At 75.1% G+C, this 20,036-nt stretch carries 17 protein-coding genes; 13 read left to right on the top strand and 4 right to left on the bottom strand.

Features of this window, described 5'->3' with window-relative positions:
• Positions 1–3 precede the first annotated feature (3 nt).
• The 4 genes from ABZ385_RS11250 to ABZ385_RS11235 all read left to right on the top strand — a co-directional run bounded on the left by ABZ385_RS11250 (position 4) and on the right by ABZ385_RS11235 (position 6,021).
• On the top strand, positions 4–1,467 hold the full coding sequence (locus ABZ385_RS11250; protein ID WP_358586680.1) for an MFS transporter: 1,464 nt from the start codon (positions 4–6) through the stop codon (positions 1,465–1,467).
• A complete protein-coding gene (locus ABZ385_RS11245) occupies positions 1,464–3,251 on the top strand; it encodes an ABC transporter ATP-binding protein (RefSeq protein WP_358911024.1) in 1,788 nt (595 codons plus the stop codon). Before ABZ385_RS11250 ends, ABZ385_RS11245 begins: the two co-directional genes overlap by 4 nt.
• On the top strand, positions 3,248–4,981 hold the full coding sequence (locus ABZ385_RS11240) for an ABC transporter ATP-binding protein (protein WP_358911022.1): 1,734 nt from the start codon (positions 3,248–3,250) through the stop codon (positions 4,979–4,981). Before ABZ385_RS11245 ends, ABZ385_RS11240 begins: the two co-directional genes overlap by 4 nt.
• 140 nt (positions 4,982–5,121) lie before the next feature.
• Positions 5,122–6,021: a polysaccharide deacetylase family protein gene (locus ABZ385_RS11235; protein WP_358586686.1), complete on the top strand. Its 900-nt coding sequence runs from the start codon at positions 5,122–5,124 to the stop codon at positions 6,019–6,021.
• 16 nt (positions 6,022–6,037) lie between these two features.
• On the opposite strand, the gene ABZ385_RS11230 is transcribed toward ABZ385_RS11235, so the two are convergent.
• Together ABZ385_RS11230 and ABZ385_RS11225 are read right to left on the bottom strand one after the other, a co-directional pair.
• Entirely contained in the window at positions 6,038–6,706 is a 669-nt protein-coding gene (locus ABZ385_RS11230) for an ABC transporter (protein ID WP_358586688.1), read from the bottom strand.
• A complete protein-coding gene (locus ABZ385_RS11225; protein WP_358911020.1) occupies positions 6,703–7,767 on the bottom strand; it encodes an ATP-binding cassette domain-containing protein in 1,065 nt (354 codons plus the stop codon). The genes ABZ385_RS11230 and ABZ385_RS11225 overlap by 4 nt, the downstream gene beginning before the upstream one ends.
• A gap of 100 nt (positions 7,768–7,867) precedes the next feature.
• Here ABZ385_RS11225 and ABZ385_RS11220 point away from each other — a divergent pair, with 100 nt between their 5' ends.
• From ABZ385_RS11220 to ABZ385_RS11195, 6 genes are all read left to right on the top strand, one after another.
• Positions 7,868–8,650 (top strand): aminoacyl-tRNA hydrolase, encoded by a 783-nt coding sequence (locus tag ABZ385_RS11220; protein ID WP_358911018.1) that lies wholly within the window; start codon positions 7,868–7,870, stop codon positions 8,648–8,650.
• A 100-nt stretch (positions 8,651–8,750) separates the two neighbouring features.
• On the top strand, positions 8,751–9,518 hold the full coding sequence (locus tag ABZ385_RS11215; protein ID WP_358586693.1) for a DUF4142 domain-containing protein: 768 nt from the start codon (positions 8,751–8,753) through the stop codon (positions 9,516–9,518).
• 92 nt (positions 9,519–9,610) lie between these two features.
• On the top strand, positions 9,611–10,906 hold the full coding sequence (locus tag ABZ385_RS11210) for a DUF692 domain-containing protein (RefSeq protein WP_358911016.1): 1,296 nt from the start codon (positions 9,611–9,613) through the stop codon (positions 10,904–10,906).
• A 5-nt stretch (positions 10,907–10,911) separates the two neighbouring features.
• Complete coding sequence (locus ABZ385_RS11205) at positions 10,912–12,000, top strand: TIGR04222 domain-containing membrane protein (RefSeq protein ID WP_358911015.1); 1,089 nt, start codon at positions 10,912–10,914, stop codon at positions 11,998–12,000.
• 146 nt (positions 12,001–12,146) lie between these two features.
• Entirely contained in the window at positions 12,147–12,920 is a 774-nt protein-coding gene (locus ABZ385_RS11200) for a TIGR04222 domain-containing membrane protein (protein ID WP_358911013.1), read from the top strand.
• Between the two features lie 110 nt (positions 12,921–13,030).
• Positions 13,031–14,632: an alpha/beta hydrolase gene (locus tag ABZ385_RS11195; protein WP_358911012.1), complete on the top strand. Its 1,602-nt coding sequence runs from the start codon at positions 13,031–13,033 to the stop codon at positions 14,630–14,632.
• Between the two features lie 23 nt (positions 14,633–14,655).
• Here ABZ385_RS11195 and hemQ read toward each other — a convergent pair whose 3' ends face one another.
• Together hemQ and hemG are read right to left on the bottom strand one after the other, a co-directional pair.
• Positions 14,656–15,375, bottom strand: a complete 720-nt coding sequence (gene hemQ / locus ABZ385_RS11190; RefSeq protein ID WP_358911010.1) for a hydrogen peroxide-dependent heme synthase — start codon at positions 15,373–15,375, stop codon at positions 14,656–14,658.
• A 4-nt stretch (positions 15,376–15,379) separates the two neighbouring features.
• Entirely contained in the window at positions 15,380–16,843 is a 1,464-nt protein-coding gene (gene hemG / locus ABZ385_RS11185; RefSeq protein WP_358583696.1) for a protoporphyrinogen oxidase, read from the bottom strand.
• Between the two features lie 123 nt (positions 16,844–16,966).
• On the opposite strand from hemG, the gene ABZ385_RS11180 reads away from it, so the two are divergent.
• From ABZ385_RS11180 to ABZ385_RS11170, 3 genes are all read left to right on the top strand, one after another.
• On the top strand, positions 16,967–17,899 hold the full coding sequence (locus ABZ385_RS11180) for a DUF4349 domain-containing protein (protein ID WP_358911008.1): 933 nt from the start codon (positions 16,967–16,969) through the stop codon (positions 17,897–17,899).
• A gap of 52 nt (positions 17,900–17,951) precedes the next feature.
• Positions 17,952–19,337 carry an FAD-dependent oxidoreductase gene (locus ABZ385_RS11175; RefSeq protein ID WP_358583694.1) on the top strand — a complete coding sequence of 462 codons (1,386 nt, stop codon included), beginning with the start codon at positions 17,952–17,954 and terminating at the stop codon, positions 19,335–19,337.
• Positions 19,338–19,907: 570 nt separating this feature from the next.
• The gene (locus ABZ385_RS11170; protein ID WP_358583692.1) at positions 19,908–20,036 is read left to right on the top strand and encodes a hypothetical protein; all 129 of its coding nucleotides are present in this window, start codon (positions 19,908–19,910) and stop codon (positions 20,034–20,036) included.

Below are 20,036 nucleotides of genomic sequence, written 5' to 3'. Positions count from 1 at the left end.
GCGATGACGGAGAGAACCGACGCGCGGCCAGGGCTCACGCTCGCCGCGGTGGCCGTGGTCCAGTTCATGGTGTCGCTGGACCTCGCGGTCGTGAACGTGGCCCTGCCCCGCGTCGCCGACGGCCTCGGCTTCGACGCGGCGGGCCTGACCTGGGTGATCCACGCCTACGCCCTCACCTTCGGCGGCCTGCTCCTGCTGGGCGGCAAGGCCGCCGACCGCTACGGCCGCAAGCGGGTCCTGCTGGCCGGCCTCGCCCTGTTCGGCGCCGCCTCGCTCCTCGGCGGCCTCGCCCAGGAGCCCGGCCACCTCGTCGCCGCGCGGGCCGCGCAGGGCATCGGGGCGGCCGCGCTGGCCCCGGCCGCGCTGGCGCTGCTGGCCGAGACGTTCCCCGCCGGCCGGGCCCGCGTCCGCGCCTTCGGCGTGTGGAGCGCGACCAACGCCGCGGGCGGCGCCTTCGGGGTCCTGATCGGCGGCATCCTCACCGAGTACGCCGGCTGGCGCTGGGTGATGTTCGTGAACGTACCGATGGTCGCGGTCGTCCTGCTCCTGGCCCGGCGCGGCATCGCCTCCGGGCGCCCGGCCGCTCCCGCCGGCCGCCCGGACGTGCTCGGCGGCGTCCTCGCGACGGCGGGCATGACCCTGCTGGTCTTCGGCGTCGTGCGCACCGACCGGCACGCCTGGACCTCGGCGGCCACCCTGTCCACCCTGGCGGCGGCCGTCGCGCTGCTCGCCGCGTTCCTGTACGTGGAGCGGACCACCACCCGCGAACCCCTGGTGCGGCTCGGCCTGTTCGCCAACCGCTTCGTCGCCGGCGCGAACGCCTTCAACCTGCTGGCCGGGGCGGCCATGACGGCGGCCTTCTACTTCATGTCCCTCTACGTCCAGCACGCCCTCGGCAAGGGACCGGCCGCGGCCGGCCTGATGTTCCTGCCGCTGTCCCTCGCGGTGGTCGCCGGCTCCGTGTTCGCGGTGAAGCTGGGGTACCGGCTCACGCCGCTCACCCTCCTGATCGGCGGCGGGCTGCTGACGGCGGCCGGGCTCGCCTGGTTCGGGCAGATCGACGCGGGCGGCTCGTTCACCGGTGACGTGCTCGGACCGTCGCTCGTCATCGGGGTCGGCTTCGGGCTCTGCCTCGGCCCGATCGTCGCCACCGCCACCACCGGCGTCGCCCCCCACGAGACGGGCACCGCCTCCGGCCTGCTCAACAGCTCACGCCAGATCGGCGCCTCGCTCGGGCTCGCCGCCCTCGGCACCGCCGCGAACCACCGCACCGGCCGGAGCACCACCCCCGAGGCCCTCACCGACGGCTACGCGCTCGGCCTGACCCTCGGCGCCGGGCTCGTGGTGAGCGCCGTCCTCATCGCCGTGGCCGTGCTGCCCCGCGGCGGCGCGCCGGCCCGGACGGAACACGACGACCACCACGAGGACAGCTCCTCCACCACCCCCCTGACGGCGGGTGGCCGATGACCGGGCTGCTGCGCCCCTACGCCTGGGGTTTCGCCGCGGTGGTGCTCCTCCAGGTCATCGGCGCGCTCGCCGGCCTCGCACCGCTGCTGGCCGTCGTCGAACTCGGGCGCACGCTGCTGGACTCCGGCCCGGCGGACCGCGACCACGTGTGGCGCGTCGTCCTCACGGGCGCGGCCGGTCTCTTCGTACGCCTGCTGCTCACCGCCGCCTCGACCGGCCTCGGCCATGTCCTGGACGGGCGCGTCCAACTGACGCTCCGTCGGCAACTGGCCGCCCAGCTCGGGCGGGTGCCGATCGGCTGGTTCTCCCGGCGCCGGACCGGCGAGCTGGCGAAGGTGGTCGGGGAGGACGTGAGCGCCGTGCACCCGTTCATCGCCCACGCCCCCGGCGAGCTGGTCTCCGCGTTCGTGGTGCCGGCGGCGTCCCTGGTCTACCTGTTCGCGGTCGACTGGCGGCTCACGCTGATCACGCTGGCGCCGGTGGTGCTGGCGATGGCGCTGGTGCCGCTGATGATGACGCCCGCCCGGCTGCGCGAGCAGGAGGAGTTCGACGCGGGCATGGGACGGATCTCCTCCTCCGTCGTCGAGTTCGTGCAGGGCATCGCGGTCGTCAAGACCTTCGGCGGGTCCGGGCGCGCCCACCGCGCCTTCCTGACCGCCGCGGACGACTTCGTGGCCACCTTCCGGCGGTGGGTGCACGGCATCTCCCCCATCGCCGCGGGCATGCAGCTCGCGCTGTCACCGCCGTTCGTCCTGCTCGTCGTGCTGACCGGCGGCACGGCGCTGATCACCGGCGGCGGTCTGGACCCCGCCGACCTGCTGCCCTTCGTCCTGCTCGGCCTCGGGCTGACCGCCCCCGTGGCGGCCCTCGGGCACGGCTTCGACGACCTCCAGGCGGCCCGGCGGGCGGTCGGCCGCATCCGGGACGTCCTCGACGTCCCGCCGCTGCCCGAACCCGCGCGCCCGCGCACGCCCCAGGGGCACCGCGTCGAACTGCGCGACGTCCGGTTCGGGTACGAGCCCGGCCACGAGGTGCTGCGCGGCATCGACCTGGTGCTGGAGCCGGGCACGGTCACCGCGGTCGTGGGGCCCTCGGGGAGCGGCAAGTCCACGCTGGTCCAGCTGTTGCCGCGGTTCTTCGACCCGTCCCACGGCTCGGTCGTCCTCGGCGGCGTCGACCTGCGTGAGCTGAGCGGCGGGGAGCTGTACCGGAGGGTGTCCTTCGTCTTCCAGGACGTACGGCTGCTGCGCACGTCGATCGCGGACAACATCGCCCTCGCGGTGCCGCACGCCGGCCGTGACGAGGTGGAGCGCGCCGCCCGCTCGGCGCACATCCATGAGCGGATCCGCCGACTGCCGCGCGGCTACGACTCGGTGGTGGGCGAGGACGCGGGCCTGTCGGGAGGAGAGGCCCAGCGGATCGCGCTCGCCCGCGCGCTGCTCGCCGACACGCCCGTCCTGGTGCTCGACGAGGCGACCGCCTTCGCCGACCCGCAGACCGAACAGGCGGTGCGCCGCGCCCTCGCGAAGCCGGCCGGCGGGCGGACCGTCCTGGTCATCGCCCACCGCCTGGAGACCATCGCCGACGCGAACCGCGTCGTCGTCCTGGAGAACGGAACGATCGCCGAGCAGGGTCGGCCCGACGAACTCCTCGCGCAGGACGGGCCGTTCGCCGCGTTCTGGCGGGCCCACCGGGCGGCGGCGGCCGATGAGGGCGAGGCCTCCGGCCGCACTCCGCACGACGCCGCCTTCGCCCGGACACCCCAAGGAGACGAGCCCCGATGATTTCCCTGCTGCTGCGTGTGCTCGGCCGCGCGTACGCGCGGCCGTTGCGCCGCACGGTCGCCCTGATGACCGCCACCGCCGTGGCCGAAGGGCTGTCCTACACCCTGCTCGTCCCCGTGCTGCGGGCCCTGTTCGGCCACTCCCCCGCCGACGCCTGGCCGTGGCTGGCGGCGTTCGGCGCGGCGGTCGCGCTCTACGCGGTGCTGCGCTACCTCAGCGATCTGTCGGGCTTCAGGGTGGGCAGCGCCCTGCTGAGCGGCATGTACCACCGGCTCGGCGGCCAGCTGGCCCGGCTGCCCGTCGGCTGGTACACGGGCGGGCGGCTCGGTGAGCTGTCCGTCCTGGCCGGCCGGGGCGTCCTGCAGGCGATGAGCGTGATCGCGCATCTGCTGGCGCCGTTCGTCTCCGCCACGGTGACCCCCGTGACGATCGTCGCCGTGATGCTCGTACAGGACTGGCGGCTGGGACTGGCCGCGCTGGCCGCCGTGCCGGTCGTGGCGGCGGTACAGATCCGCACGGGACGCTCGATGTCCGCGGGTGACGCCGAGCGCGCCCGGCGGGACGACGAGGCCACCGGGCGGGTCATCGAGTACCTCCAGGTCCAGCCGGTGCTGCGGGCCGGTGGCCGGACGGCCGAACGCTTCGAGCTGCTCGACGACTGCCTGCGCGGCGTGGAGCGCGCCTCGCGCCGCTCCACGCTCTCCGCGCTGCCCGGCGCCGTGGGCCTGACGCTCACCGTGCAGGTGACGTTCACCGTGCTGCTGGCCCTCGGCGCCCATCTCGCGCTGGACGGGAGCATCGGTGTCGCGGAGTTGTTGACGGTCCTGGTGCTGGCCGCCCGGTGCGCGGACCCGCTTCTGTCGCTCGCGGACATCGGCGGCAAGCTCCGCGGGGCGCGTACGGTGCTGGCCGGGCTCGACGAGGTGCTGCGCGCCGAGCCCCTGCCGGAACCCGCCGACCCGGTCCGGCCGGCGGGGCAGGACGTGGAGTTCGACGCGGTCACCTTCCGGCGCGGGGGCAGCGCCGTGGTCACCGACCTGTCGCTGTCGGTGCCGCAGGGACAGCGGCTCGCCGTCGTCGGCCCGTCCGGGGCGGGCAAGAGCACCCTGCTCCAGCTGCTCGCCCGCTTCCACGACGTGGACGCGGGTGCCGTACGGATGGGCGGGGTCGACGTCCGCGCGATCGGCACCGAGGCGCTGATGGACCGGATCGCCGTCGTCTTCCAGGACGTGTACCTCTTCGACGGCACGATCGAGGACAACGTACGGCTCGGCCGTCCGGACGCCGACGCGGCCGAGGTGCGGGCGGCGGCGGCCGCGGCCCGCCTGGACGAGGTGGTCGAGCGGCTGCCCGGCGGCTGGGCGACGCGGGTCGGCGAGGGCGGCGCGCTGCTGTCGGGCGGTGAGCGCCAGCGGGTCTCGATCGCGCGGGCGCTGCTGAAGGACACGCCGGTGGTGCTGCTCGACGAGGTGACCTCCGCGCTGGACCCGGTGAACGAGGCCGCCGTCCACGAGGGCATCGACCGCCTGATGGCGGGCCGCACGGTGGTGATGGTCGCCCACCGCATGCGCACGGTACGGCGCGCCGACCGCATCGTCTTCCTGGACGGCGGCCGCGTCGTGGAGCAGGGAACCCACGAGGAGCTGCTGGCACTCGGCGGCCGCTACGCGCGGTTCTGGGACGCGGAGTCCCGCTCCCCGGGGAGGGAGGTCCGGGAGGTGGATGCCTGAGCGGCGCCGGGGCGCCGGGCCGGGGGGCGCTTCCCCGGGAGCCGGCCCGCGCACCCCGGCCACGGCGCGGACGGGTGGGCTCGCGGGAGCCAGGTGGACAGATAACCTATTTATCGCATTCGCACACATATGGTCACCGCGTGATCACTCTCGCACGGAGACGCGCCGCGCTCTGCGCCCTCGGCGCCCTGACCACCGTCCTCGCCGGCTGCTCGTCCGGCGACACCACGACGCACGGCCGGCCGGGCCACCCGGCTCGGTCGGCCACGGCCCTCGCCCCCTCGCCGCCCGCCCCGCCCACTCTGGCTGCCGGTCCGTCGGGCCTCACCCCCGTCTTCACCAACGGTTCCCGCACGCACGGCCGTACCGTCGCGCTGACCTTCGACGCGGACATGACCGCGAACCAGGGGGCGCGCGCGGCGGCCGGCGAGCGCTTCGACCACCCCGAGCTGGTCGCCACCCTGCGCCGGCTGAAGGTGCCCGCGACCTTCTTCATGACGGGGCGGTGGGCGGAGGAGTATCCCGACCAGGCCAAGGACATCGGCCGGGACCCGCTCTTCGAGGTCGCCAACCACTCCTACAGCCACCACGCCTTCACCGGTGACTGCTACGGCCTGCCGAGCGTGCCTCGGGAGCGGATGCGCGCCGACATGGAGCGCGCCTTCGCCGCCCTCCGCGCGGCGGGGGTCGAGCGCCCCGTGCCGTACTTCCGTTTCCCCGGCGGCTGCTACGACCAGCGGGCGCTGCGCGCGCTCGCGCCCGGCGGCGTCACCGCCGTGCAGTGGGACGTCGTGAGCGGCGACGCCTTCGCCACGGACGCCGGCGCGGTCGCCCGGCAGGTGATCGACGGGGTCCGGCCGGGATCCGTCGTCGTCATGCACTGCACCCGCAGCGCGGCCCCGACGACGGAACGCGCCCTGCGCACCATCGTGCCGAAACTGCGGGAGCGCGGCTTCCGTTTCGTCCGGGTCTCGGAGCAGATCGCCTCGACGCGGACACCGGCACCGGCGAAGCAGGACCCGGCGGGGGCACGGAGCTGATCCCGGGCGCGCAGCGTCAGCCCCGGCGCGAGCTGAGGGCGCAGGCCGCCCAGGACGCCGCCACCGCCGCCGCCAGCGCCACCGCCGGTGCTCCCAGGGGCCAGGGAACGGTCCCCTCGCGCGAGCCCGTGGTCAGGTCGGTCAGCACCGACCGGGCCGGGGAGCCCGCGGTGACCAGCAGGAGCAGCGCGCCGAGCAGCATCGCGGGCACGGCCTTCGCCGGGGAGCGCAGCAGCGGCCAGTTGGTGAGCGCGCCGACGGCGGTGCCGAGCAGCACGCTGACCAGCATCGCGATCAGCCCGGCGGCCGCCGCCGGTACGCGGGCCACCGGCAGCCGTCCGTCGGTGCTCTGCCCCTCGCTGATGGCGCTCACTACGAGCACGGCCAGCACGCCGAGCGCCGACGCGGCGAGGAGCGCGGCCAGCAGAGAGGCGAGATGGGCCCGCCCCGGTCCGACCGCGGCGGCCGAGCAACCGCGCGCCGCCGGCGGCTCGTTGCCGGCGCAGACGCGGACCAGCCAGGCGGTGACGGGCAGCAGCGCGGCGGCGGCGTAGGCGAGCGAGTCCAGGACGGGCTGCCCGCCCTGGACGCCGACGGCGAGGAACACCGCGTACAGGATCACCGGGGCGAGCCACCGCTGCGACCGTGCCAGCAGGGCGAGGTGATATCGCAGGAGAGCGCTCATCGCGGTGAGTGTCTTTCATGAGAAGCACGGGCATGGGGGGCGCGGGCCTGAGGGGCAGGGGCATGAGGGGCCTGGGGCGGGGCGGGCGACACGGCCGGGGTCGAGGGCGGGCCGGTGTCCGGCGGGTGCCCGGCGGTTTCCACGCTCACCACGTGCCACGCCGGCCGCGCCGTCAGCAGCTCCCGCAGGACGAGGTCCGAGTGGCTCTCCGGGACCGTGAGCCGCGTGGCGTCCTCAGGGGCCTCGGGCCGGGTCACACCGGCCGTCGCGACGACCGGCGCCGGGAGTTCGGCGCCGGGCGGCCCGGACGTGAGGACCACGACCGTCGCCCCGCCCCACGGGAGCGCGGCCTCCTCCCCGGCGGCCGTCGCCGGGCCCCCGTCCCCCGAAGTCCCTTGCGGAGTAAGCCGTTCCAGGGCCGTCCCCACCACCTCGTAGGTCTCGGCCGCCGCCCCCGCGAGCCGGCGCGGGTCGTGGTCGACGAAGACGACGGCGCCGCCCGCCGCCGTGCGCTCGGCCACCGCGCGGTCGAGTTCGGCGCGGGCGGACGTGTCGAGGCCGGTCCACGCCTCGTCCAGGACCAGCAGGTCGGGGGCGGCGAGGAGCGCCTGGGCCACGGCGACCTTCTGGCTGCTGCCCTTGGACAGCTCCGAGAGCGGCGTACGGGCGTACGCCCCCGCGCCGAACCGTTCCAGCCACCGCTCGGCGCTCCGCTCGGCCGCCCGGCCGGCGAGGCCGTGCACGCGGGCCATGTGCGTGAGGTAGCCGACCGCGGTGAACGGCATCGCGGCGGGGAAGCGCTCGGGCACGAACGCCGTGCGGGGCCGCCCCTCGATCCGCCCCTCGCCGGGCGCGTCGATCCCGGCGAGCAGCCGCAACAGAGTCGATTTACCGGTGCCGTTGGCGCCCCGCACCCGCACCAGCGCCCCCGCCCGCACGTCGAGGTCGACGCCGCGCAGCACCCAGGGGCCGCGCATGCCGTAGCGGCGGCCCACCCCCACCAGGCGCCTCACGAGGTCACGCTCCCCCCGGACCATCCGGCTCGGACCATCCTGTTCCATGGGGGCCATCCTCGCGCACGCCCGCGCGGCCCCTCGTGGCGGTCCCCGGCGCCCGGGCGGGCGGCGTCCCGGAGATCTTCCGCCTGGCAGACTGGGGCGGGTGAGCGACGAGACCACCACCCCCGACACGCCCGACGGCGCACACCCCCGGCACGCCCCGGACGCCCCGGCGCCCGCAGTCGGCCAGGACAGTCCCTTCCGCCGGGAGAGCGCCTCGCGGGACGACGCACCGCAGTTCGTGCTGCCCCTCGTCGCCCGCATCGAACGCGCCGCTCCCCCGGCCCGCACCGACGCCCTGGAGACCGCCGCCCGCGCCGTACTGGTGATGCTGAGCGACGCGCGCTCCCTCGGCGACGGCGTGTGGGCGCAGGCCGTGCGGGACTGGCAGGACGCCCGCATCCGCAAGGTGGTCCGCAGGGCGCGCGGCGCCGAGTGGCGCCGGGCCGAGGCGCTGCCCGGCATCACCGTCACCGGCAAGGCGGCCGAGGTCCGGGTCTTCCCGCCCGTACCGCTGGACGGCTGGCCCAAGGACCTGGCGCGCCTCCAGGTGTCGGGCACCGACCTGGACGACCCGGAGCCGCCGGCCGGCGCCGACCCCGCGCACCCCGTCCTGTGGATGAACCCCGAGGTCGCCATGTCGGCGGGCAAGGCGATGGCGCAGGCGGGCCACGGCGCCCAACTGGCCTGGTGGGAACTGTCGGACGAGGACCGCGCCGCGTGGCGCGACGCCGGTTTCCCGCTGTCCGTGCGCACCCCCGACGCCGCCCACTGGCGCGAACTCACCGCCCTGGGGCTGCCGGTGGTGCGCGACGCGGGCTTCACCGAGATCCGGCCCGGCACCGCGACGGTCGTCGCGGACCACCCGGGCCTGCGCGGGCGCTGACCGCCCGTTCCGTTCGTGTGCTCGCGGGATTGAACGCCCCACCCGTATCTTCCGTACTCCCCGGTATCACCGGCGGCACCGGAGCACCACGGGAGGCACCTTGCGGCGCGTCAACGGCACGGCTCTGATCATCGCGGCACTCGTCGCCACACTGGGCGCGATCGCGTTCCCCGTGTGGTCGTACGCCGACCGCTCGGGCACCGGGCCCGCCAATCTGGCCGCCGGGTCGGTGCCCACCCAGTGGGGGCCGCTCTCGGCGGCCGACCGGGATCTGCTGGTGAAGGTGCGGCTGGCGGGGCTCTGGGAGATACCGGCCGGCCAGCAGGCCGTCGAACGCGCGCCGACCGAGGCCGTCAAGGAGGCGGGCGACCATCTCATCGTCGGCCACACCGATCTCGACCAGCGCGTCCGCATCGCCGCCGGGAAGCTGGGCGTGGAGCTGCCCAACCAGCCCAACGAGCAGCAACAGGGCTGGCTCAGGGAGCTGACGGAGGCGAGCGGCGAGACGTACCAGCGCAAGTTCGCGAACCTGCTGCGCGTCTCGCACGGCAAGGTGTTCGCCGTGATCGCCCAGGTGCGCGACACCACCCGCAACTCCCTGGTCCGCCAGCTCGCGACGGACGCCAACCAGACCGTCCTCGACCACATCACGATGCTGGAGGCCACCGGGCTCGTCGACTTCGACGACATCGCGAACGGCGCCGCGTCGAACGCCACCGCGAGCCCCTCCGGGCCTCCCCCGCCCTCCGGGAGCACCCCCCGCGAGCCCGTGCCCGCCGGGCCCAGCGGTGAGATCTCCACCACCTCCCGCCCCTCACCCGCCCCACCGGGCCAGGTCAACACGGGGCGGCCGGAACCTCAAATGTAGCTCTGAACGTCTCTCTCGCGGGGTTCGGCCGCTCACGCCGGGTGTAAGACGTGAGCACGGGGGACCGGGGGACGAGAAAAAGGGGGAGCGGCATGCGCCGTCTGGGGACCGGAATAGGGTGGCGGCCGGAGATCGCGGACGCCGTCGAGGCCATGCCCGGCATCGACTGGGTGGAGGCCGTCGCGGAGAACGTGTGTCCCGGGCATCTGCCCGACTCCCTGCTGCGGCTGCGCGAGCGCGGCGTCACCGTCGTGCCGCACGGCGTCTCCCTCGGGCTCGGCGGCGCGGACCGCCCCGACGAGGGGCGGCTGACCGCGCTCGCCGAGCGGGCCCTGGCGCTCGGGGCGCCGCTGGTCACCGAGCACATCGCGTTCGTGCGTGCCGGCGGCGACCTCACCGCCACCGCGCCCCTGGAGGCCGGGCACCTGCTGCCGGTGCCCCGCACGCGCGACGCGCTCGACGTGCTCTGCGAGAACGTCCGCGTCGCGCAGGACGCGCTGCCCGTGCCGCTCGCCGTCGAGAACATCGCGGCGCTGGTCTCCTGGCCCGGCGAGGAGATGACGGAGGGGCAGTTCCTGTACGAGCTGGTGGAGCGGACGGGCGTACGGCTGCTGATCGACGTCGCCAACCTCCACACGAACCACGTCAACCGCGGCGAGGACCCGGCGCGGGCCCTGGACGAACTGCCGGTCGAGGCCATCGCGTACGTCCATGTGGCGGGCGGCTTCGAGCGGGACGGCGTCTGGCACGACAGCCACGCGCACCCGGTGCCGGAGGCGGTCCTCGCGATCCTGGCCGACCTCGCCTCCCGGGTGAGTCCGCCGGGCGTCCTCCTGGAGCGGGACGAGAACTTCCCCGCACCCGCCGAGCTGGAGCGGGAGCTGGACGCGATCCGGGCCACGGTCAAGGCCTCGGGCGAGCTGCCCGCCGCCGACCTGCCCGGCAGGCGCGAGGAGGTCCCGCCCGCGCCCGGGGCCGCCCGGCAGCGCACCGCCCTCGCCCAGGCGGCCCTGCTCTCCGCCCTGGTCGCGGGCACCCCGGCACCGGAGGGCTTCGACCACGCGCGGCTGAAGGTGCAGAGCCGCGCGCTGGCCGCCAAGCGGGCCGAGGTCGTCGCGAAGGTGGCGCCCGAGCTGCCCGCCATCCTCGGCGCGGGGTACCGCCCCGCCTTCCTCGCCTACGCCCGCTCCCGCCCCATGACGGGCGGCTACCGCCAGGACGCGCTGGGCTTCGCCGAGCACCTGCTGCTCGCCGGACGGCCCGAGGACGCCGACGCCAGGAGGCGGTTGAGCCACTGGTGGCTGGAGCGCTCGGGGCCCGCGCCGCTGGCCCGGCGGCCCGCCGCCCGGCTGCTGCACGCCACCCGCCGCGTCCTGCTGGGGCGGTGACGGACATGGGCATAGCGGGTGTGCTCTACACGATCGCCGTCGCGCTCTCCTGCGCCGCGCTGATCAGGGGCGTGGCCGCGGCCGGGCGGGGCAGCGGCCACGGCGACGACGACCACGGGGACTTCGTGCGCGGCACGTTGGAGGCCGCGTTCCTCTCCGGCGGGCCGGCCCGGGTCGCCGACGCGCTGATCGCGGGCCTGCACGAGGACGGCCGCCTGGTCGTGGCCGGGCCGGGTGTCGTCGGCATCCCCCGGCCGACGGCGAGGAACACCGCGGAGCAGGCCGTCGTCGACGCCCACCGCGCGGCACCCAGCGGCGCGCTGCACTGGCTGCGGACGGCCGTCGCGCACAGCGGGCCGGTGCGGGAGACCGGCGACGCGCTCGCGGCGCGCGGTCTGCTCATGCTGCCGGGGCCGCGGCGCACATACCGGCAATGGGCCGGGGTCCAGCTCCTCCTGAGCATCTTCGGCTTCGTGGTGGCCGCCGTACTGACCCTCATGGAGTACACGGGCGGCCCCCCGGAGCCGGGCAGCGGCGACGAGGTGCTGGACGCCATCGTGCGCATGCTGCCCGCGGGCGTCGCCGGTGTCGCGACCGCCCTGATCTGCCTGTGGATCACCGACAAGCAGCTCACGTCCGCCGGGCGCCGCGCACTCGACGAGTACGTCGCCTCCTCGCGGCACCTCACGGGCGCCGGGCACCTCGTGGCGACCCGGGGTCTCGCGGCGGCCCACCCCGACCTGCGCGCCCAACTGGTCACCGCCGCCCTGCTGCGGGGGCGGGCGGCGCCGGTCCGCGGCCCGTACACCCCTTCGCCCCAGAACCCGAACCTGTGGGTCACGGTCGGCGGGTTCGCGTGCTCGGGTGCAACGAGCGGTTCGACCTGCTCCGGATGGGGCGGTTCGGCCTGCTCCGGTGGCGGATCGGCCTGTTCGGGAGGCGGCGGCTCCGCGTGCTCGGGCGGCGGGGGCGGCTCCTCGTGCTCCAGCGGCTCCTCCTGCTCCAGCGGCTCCTCCTGCTCCAGCAGCGGAGGTGGCTCCTCGTGCTCCAGCGGCGGGGGCGGGTCGAGTTGCGGCAGCTCGTCCTCCTCCTAATGAGGCCTGCTGACTCCTGCTGACTCCTGCCGACTCCTGCCGACTCCTGCCGACTCCTGCCAACGGAACGTGGTCCACCGGTCACCCGGTGTCCACATGGTGAAAATCCCTGGCCACGAGCGGGGGGCCTCGCATAGAACACCGCCATGTTCTGGGTCCCCCTCTTCCTTCTCGCCTGGGCCGTGACCGCCCTGGCCTGCGGCCGGCTCTGCCTGGCCGCGAGCCGCGCCGCCGACCAGGAGCGGGCCGCGCCGCGCGGGCGCGAACTCACCCTCTACGAGACGGCGTTCCTCTCCGGTGGCCCCGACCGCGTCGCCGAGGTGACGCTGGTGGCGATGGCGGGGGCCCGGCGACTGCTGATCGCGCACACCGGCTGGGCGACGGTGGTCGACCCGGTGGGCCGCGACGAGATGGAGCGTTCGGTGCTCGGCGCGATCGGCCCGGCGGGCCAGTCGCGCATCGCGCCGATACGCCGGGGTGCGGCCACCGCCGACGCCGTGCGGGCGCTCGCGGACCGGCTCGTCGCCGCGGGTCTGGCCGTCCCGGACGGAGCCGCTTCGGGCGTCGCGGCCGCCGTGCGCCAGGTGCGGGCGGCGGCGGTCGCGGTGCTCGCGCTCGGCGCCACCGCGGCCCTGCTGCCCGGGCAGGGACCCGAGAGCGCGGGGCAGGTGCCCATAGCGGTCTGGTTCGGGCTGCCGCTGCTTCTGTGCGTGGGCTGCCTGGTGATCGCCCGGGTCGAGGCGCACCCGTATCCGCGGTGGGCCTCCCCCGCCGGGCAGCGGCTGCTCGGCACGCTGTCCACGCGTGGCGACCACCTCACCGCCGTGGCCGTGCACGGGGTCCGCGCGGTCCCCGACCCGGGGCTGCGGCAGGCGTTCAGCGGACGGGGGCGGCGGGAGGCCGCGCACGGGGGGCTTTGAACCCGACACCGACGACCGGTGCTTTACTTATCCGAATATCACACGAATCATCCCTTTTGTTCGAAGATCGCCTGGAACACATGGCAGAACAGAAGAGGTGGACACGCGCGATGAGAGCAGCAGCCGCCCGCTACGGAACCGCCGGATCCCTGGTCCTGACCGCCCTCGTCGCCGCCCCGGCGCACGGCGTGGGCGACGCCCCGCCCTCCCCCGAGGACCGCGGCACCGCCGTCGCCGCGCAGCGCGCCGAGGCCACCGGCATCCGCTGGGGCGCCTGCGCCAAGGCCGAGGGCCTGCCGCCCTTCGTCCGGTGCGGCACGGTGTCCGTACCGCTGGACTACGCCCGGCCCGACGGCGAGCAGATCAGACTGACCGTCAGCAGGGGCAAGGCACCGGGCAAGGACGGGGGCCGGGCGGTCACCCGGCAAGGAGCACTCGTCTACAACCCCGGCGGGCCCGGCGGTTCCGGCATGTACTTCCCGATCCTCGGCGCCATGCCGGAGTGGAAGCGGATCGCGGCGGCGTACGACCTCATCGGCTACGCGCCGCGCGGCGTCGGCCGCTCGGCGCCGCTGTCCTGCCAGGACCCGAAGGAGTTCACCAAGGCGCCCACCTCGGCGGCGGTCCACCCCGACGCGGCGGAGAAGCGCGAGCGCGTCGCACGGGCGAAGGCGTACGCGCTCGGGTGCGCCGCCCGCAACCCCGGCCTGCGGCACTACACGACGCTGAACAACGCACGCGACCTGGACGTGCTGCGGGCCGCGCTCGGCGAGCGGAAGCTGACGTTCATGGGGGCCTCGTACGGCACCTACTTCGGGGCCGTGTACGCCACGCTCTACCCCTCGCACGTGCGCCGCATGGTCTTCGACTCGGCGGTCGACCCGGCGCCGGAGCAGATCTGGTACCGCAACAACCTCGACCAGTCGCTGGCCTTCGAGCGGCGCTGGGCGGACTTCCGGGCCTGGGTGGCCAAGCACGACGAGACCTACCGGCTGGGCGCGACGCCCCAGCGGGTCCAGGACAGCTACCGGGCGGTGCGCGCCGCGCTGGCCCGAAAGCCGGCGGGCGGCAAGGTGGGCCCCGGTCAGCTGCACGCCGCCTACCTCAAGGCCGGGTACTACGACGACTACTGGCCGGCGCGTGCCGCCGCGCTCTCCGCGTACCTGAAGGGCGATCCGAAGCCGCTGATCGAGCAGGCCGCGCCGGAGCCGCGCGGCGCGGCCGAGGAGGAGAACGGCAACGCCGTCTACACCGCCGTCGAGTGCAACGACGCCGCGTGGCCGACGGACTTCGCCACCTGGGACCGCGACAACACCTCGCTGGCGCGCGTGGCGCCCTTCGAGGCCTGGGACAACGCGTGGATGAACCTGCCGTGCGCCTTCTGGCCCGCGCCCCGGAAGCAGCCGGTCGACGTGGCGACGGCGCCCGGCGAGCTGCCGCCGACGCTGATCCTGGCCGCCGAGCGCGACGCGGCGACGCCGTACACGGGGGCGCTGGAGCTGGAGCGCAGGCTGGCGGGCTCGGTCCTGGTCACCGAACGGGACGCGGGCACCCATGGCATCGCGGGCGGCCCCAACGCCTGCGTGAACGGGCACCTGGAGGCGTACCTGCTGGAGGGCCGGCTCCCGGCGCGGGGCGCGGGGTGCGCACCGCACGGGGAGCCGAAGCCGCGGTCCGGCGAGCGGGTGGCGGAGCGTCCCAGGGCCCTCTGAGGTCAGGGGCCCTTGAAGGGGGGTTACGCCAGGCCGGCCACGAGGTCCGCCACGGACTTGCGGCGGCCGGTGTAGAACGGCACCTCTTCGCGTACGTGCATCCGGGCCTCGGAGGCGCGCAGGTGACGCATGAGGTCGACGATGCGGTACAGCTCGTCGGCCTCGAAGGCGAGCAGCCACTCGTAGTCGCCGAGGGAGAAGGAGGCGACGGTGTTGGCGCGCACATCGGGGTAGCCGCGGGCCATCTTGCCGTGGTCGGCGAGCATGCGGCGGCGGTCCTCGTCGGGCAGCAGGTACCAGTCGTAGGAGCGCACGAAGGGGTACACCGAGACGTAGTTGCGGGGCGTCTCGTCGGCGAGGAACGCCGGGATGTGCGACTTGTTGAACTCGGCGGGGCGGTGCAGCGCCATGTTCGACCAGACCGGCTCCAGGGCGCGGCCCAGCTTGGTGCGGCGGAAGAGGTTGTAGGCCTCCTGCAGCTCGTCGGCGGTCTCGGCGTGCCACCAGATCATGACGTCGGCGTCGGCGCGCAGGCCGGAGACGTCGTAGGTGCCGCGGACCGTGATGTCCTTGGCGCCGAGCTGGTCGAACAGCTCCTGGACCTCGTCGGCGTAGCCGCTCCGGTCTTCGGGGAGCACATCTCGCAGCTTGAAGACCGACCACAGCGTGTAGCGGATGACCTCGTTGAGGTCCTTGGCCTTCTTGCCGGCGTTGGGGGTCTTGGCGGGGGCGTCGTCACTCATGGGGCTATTCTCCTCCGCCGCCGTGCAGGCTCTGCACCGGGTCGCGGGTGAGCCGCTCCACACCGGTGAGGTCGCCCGCGAGCTGGTCGACGGCCGCGTTGGCACTCGCGACGCAGGCGGGGATGCCCACACCGTCGTAGGCCGCCCCGCACACCGCGAGGCCGGGCAGCGCGGCGACGTGCGCGCGGATGCGGGCCACGCGCGCGTGGTGGCCGACGGGGTACTGCGGCAGGCCGTCGTCCCAGCGGGAGACGCGGGAGGCGACGGGCTCGGCGGTCAGTCCGGTGGCCGCGCGCAGGTCGCGGCGGGAGACGTCGACCAGGTCGGCGTCGTCGCGGGCGAGGTCCGCCACGTCGCCGTGGCGCCCGACGGAGGTGCGCAGGACCAGCAGCCCGGGGTCCTGCCGGTCGATCCACCCCCACTTGCGGCTCGCGAAGGTGGACGCCTTGATGGTGTGCCCGTCGGCGGGCGGCACGAGGAAACCGCTGCCTTGGGGAAGGTCGGTCTCGGCACGCTTGTACGCGAGGGTGATCAGCGCCATCGAGGCGTACTCGACGGTGCGCAGCTCGGCGGCCGCGGCCGGGGACTCGGCGGCCAGGAGCTTCGCGGCGGCGGGCGCGGGCAGGGCGAGGACGACGGCGTCGGCCTCGTGGACGCCGTCGGGGGTGACCACGCGCCAGCCGTCGCCGGTCCGGCGCAGCTCCGTGACCGGCGTGTCCGTGCAGATCCGGGCGCCACGCGCGCGGACCGACTCGGCGACGGCGAGCGGCAGTTGCCCGATGCCGCCGTCGATGCCCATGAAGACGGGGCCGCTCTGCTGCTTGTGCGCGGCGCGGGCCTGGATGTCGCGGACGCCGTCCGTGAGGAAGGCGTGGGTGCGGGCGGCCTCGAAGAGCTGGGGGACGGCGGAGCGCATGGAGATGCGGTACGCGTCCCCGGCGTAGACCCCGCCGAGCAGCGGTTCCACGAGGCGGTCGACCACCTCGCGGCCCAGGCGGGCGGCGACGTACTCCCCGACCGCGACGTCGTCGCCGATCTCGGTGGGCGCCAGCTCGCGCTCGCGCCCGACGCGGCGCACTCCCTCCGGCGAGAGGACCCCGGCGAGGGCGGCGGCGTCCCCGGGCACGCCCATGACGTGGCCCTTGGGCATGGGGCGCAGGGCGCCCCGGGTCCAGATCGCGGCGGTCGCGGTGGCGGGCGGCTGGAGGCGGTCGGCGAGGCCCACCTCGCGGGCGAGGGCGACGGCCTCGGGGCGGCGGGCGAGCATCGACTCGGCGCCGAGGTCGACGCGCACCCCGGCGATCTCGCCCGCGTGCAGCTTGCCGCCGAGCCGGGCGGAGGCCTCCAGGAGGGTCACGCGGGTCGTCGGGTCGCCGGCCAGGAGCCGGTGCGCGGCGGCCAGGCCGGCGATCCCGCCTCCGATGACGACGGCGTGGCGGTCGCCCGTGCGTGTGTCCGTTTCGCGCATGTCCCCACTCTCTCAGACCGCCGAGTCCCGACCGTGACCGCATCGGGACCTGCCGGCGGCCACCGTTTCGCCCTCTCCCGCGTCGTAGAAGCATCACCGGCCACACTTTTCGGGGGTACGTCGATGCACACGTCCAGCAGGTCACGGCACCGCACAGCGGAGCACCGCACAGCCCGGGCCCTCTCCGGGGTCCTGCTGGCGGCCGCGCTGGCGCTCACGGGATGCAGCGCGGGCGACAGCGACAGCAGCGGCTCGGGGGGCGACAAGGCGGCGGGACCGGCCGCCCGGCCGGATCGCCCGGAGGGCGCCGCGGGCGCGCAGGCGGGCACGTCCCGCGAGCAGAAGCCGCCGAAGCCCGCGGGCACGCACATCATCCGCACCGCGACGCTCGTCGTGCGGGTCAAGGACGTGCCGAAGGCGCTGGAGGTGGCGCGGGCGGCGGCCGAGGACGCGGGCGGTCTCGTGGGCGACGAGAACACCTCCCGCGACGACGAGGGCCGTGAGCGCTCCCGCGTCGTGCTGCGGGTCCCGCAGGACGCGTACGAGGAGGTCCTCACCGCCCTCGAAGGCACCGGCAAGCTGCTCGACCGCCGCGCGAAGGCGCAGGACGTCACCGATCAGGTCGTGGACGTCGAGAGCCGCGTCGCGTCGCAGCGGGCGAGCGTGGCGCGGGTGCGGAAGCTGATGGACAAGGCGACCGAGCTGAGCGACGTCGTCACCCTGGAGGGAGAGCTGAGCTCCCGTCAGGCCGATCTGGAGTCGCTGCTCGCCCAGCGGGCCTCGCTCAAGGACCGCACCACCATGGCGACGATCACCCTCTCCCTCACCGAGGGCGCGCCGCAGGTTGACGACGGGGACGAGGACGAGGACCCGACGCTCGGCGACGCGCTCGGGGGCGGCTGGGACGTGTTCGTCACGGCACTGCGCTGGATCGCGATCGCCCTGGCGGCCGTCCTGCCGTTCGCGGTGGTGGCCGCGGCGGCGTTCCTGCTGTGGCTGCGGGTCCTGCGCCCGCGCCTGGCGCGCCGCCCGGCGCCGCGGGGGCGGGACGACTGAGCGGCCCGCGCCCCGTGTCGGCCGCCGGACGGGCCCGCCGTAGCGTGTCCGTATGAGCAGCACACGAGAGCGACTGGTGGTCATCGGAGGGGACGCCGCCGGCATGTCGGCGGCGTCCCAGGCGCGCAGGCTCAAGGGCCCGGACGAGTTGGAGATCGTCGCGTTCGAGCGCGGCCGGTTCACCTCGTACTCCGCCTGCGGCATCCCGTACTGGGTGGGCGGCGACGTCGGGGAGCGGGACGAGCTGGTCGCGCGCACCCCCGAGGAGCACCGGGAGCGCGCGATCGACCTGCGGACGGGCACCGAGGTGCGCCGCGTCGACGTGGCGGGCCGGCGCGTGCTCGCCCGTGACCTCGAAGCGGACGAGGAGTACTGGACGGCGTACGACAAGCTCGTCATCGCCACCGGGGCCCGGCCGCTGCGGCCGCCGCTGCCCGGCGTCGACGCCCCCGGCGTGCACGGCGTGCAGTCCCTGGGCGACGGCCAGGCCCTGATCGACACCCTGGCCCGCACCGAGGGGCGCCGCGCGGTCGTCGTCGGCGCGGGCTACATCGGCGTCGAGATGGCGGAGGCGCTGATCAAACGCGGCTACGACGTGACGGTGGTCAACCGCGGCGAGGAGCCGATGTCGACGCTGGACGCGGACATGGGCCGCCTCGTGCACGAGGCGATGACGGGGCTCGGCATCACGATGGTCAACGGCGCCGAGGTCACCGAGATCCGCACCGGGGACGACGGGCGGGTCAGGGCGGTGGCCACGCGGGACGCCGAGTATCCGGCGGACGTGGTGGTCCTCGGTCTCGGGGTGCGCCCGGCGACCGAGCTGGCCCGCGAGGCGGGGCTGCCGCTGGGCGAGCACGGCGGTCTGCTGACCGACCTCGGGATGCGGGTGCGCGGCCACGAGGACATCTGGGCGGGCGGGGACTGCGTGGAGGTCCTCGACCTGATGTCGGGGCGCGAGCGGCACATCGCCCTGGGCACGCACGCGAACAAGCACGGACAGGTCATCGGCGCGAACGTGGGCGGGGGGTACGCGACGTTCCCCGGCGTGGTCGGCACGGCCGTCAGCAAGGTGTGCGACCTGGAGATCGCCCGTACGGGCCTGCGGGAAAAGGACGCGCGGGCGGTCGGGCTGCGGTACGTGGCGGTGACCGTCGAGTCGACCAACCGGGCCGGTTACTACCCGGGCGCGGCGCCGATGACGGTGAAGATGCTGGCCGAGCGGCGCACGGGCAGGCTGCTCGGGGTGCAGATCGTCGGGCGTGAGGGCGCCGGGAAGCGGGTGGACGTCGCGGCGGTCGCGCTGACGGCGGGCATGACGGTGGAACAGATGACGGCACTGGACCTCGGATACGCGCCGCCGTTCTCCCCGGTGTGGGACCCGGTCCTGGTGGCCGCGCGCAAGGCGGTGGCGGCGGTCCGGGCGGACACCGCCTGAAGACTCCCGCCGCCGCTTCCACCGCCACCGCCCCACCGCGCCCCGGGCGCGAGTACGAAGGAAGGACGACAGGCAAGGGCGACAGGCCCTCACCCACGAACGCGCCCTGTTCCGCTCCCCCTGCTCCGGCCAGGGATGCGCTTGCCATGCAGGTCAGCACGCGCTTACCGGCGAGGACCGCCGCATCCTCGCCGGTACGTGTTTGGCCGATTCCAGACGGTCGGAGGGCGGGTGCCGCACGCGCCGTGGGAGCCCGCCCACGGCCGGCGCGGGTACCGCGCAGCCATGTGCACCGCGCCGGTCGCCACCCCCTCTGAGCGGCCACGGCTCCCCGGAGGTCTTGGCTCCGGGCTCATGTCACCCGCCGCGCGTGCCCTCGCCCGCAGCGGAACCGGTGTCCTCCTTTTTCCGCCAGGTTTCACAGAATCAGCACAGGTCCCCCAGATGAGCACCACTATGTGACGCGTCAGAGCGGCACGGACACGCACCGCGACACGTGGCGTGCCGTTTGGGGGGCGGACCGTGGGGTGCAGACACCCCTTCGGTCCGCCGGGGAGGGGACCACACCGCATGAAACACATCACTCGGGCGACCGCTCCCGGCGCCGCCGCTTCGCTTCTCGCGCTCCCGCTGCCGGGCAAGGACTCCACCACCGCGGAGTCCGCCCCGCCCCGCTCGCCGTTCCCCGAAGGAGCGTGA

Origin of the sequence: Streptomyces sp. NPDC005898, assembly GCF_040629635.1 — a bacterium.
Classification (GTDB): Bacteria; Actinomycetota; Actinomycetes; order Streptomycetales; family Streptomycetaceae; genus Streptomyces.
Note: the sequence above shows the minus strand (reverse complement) of the source record. Positions and strands in the feature narration are given on the sequence as shown.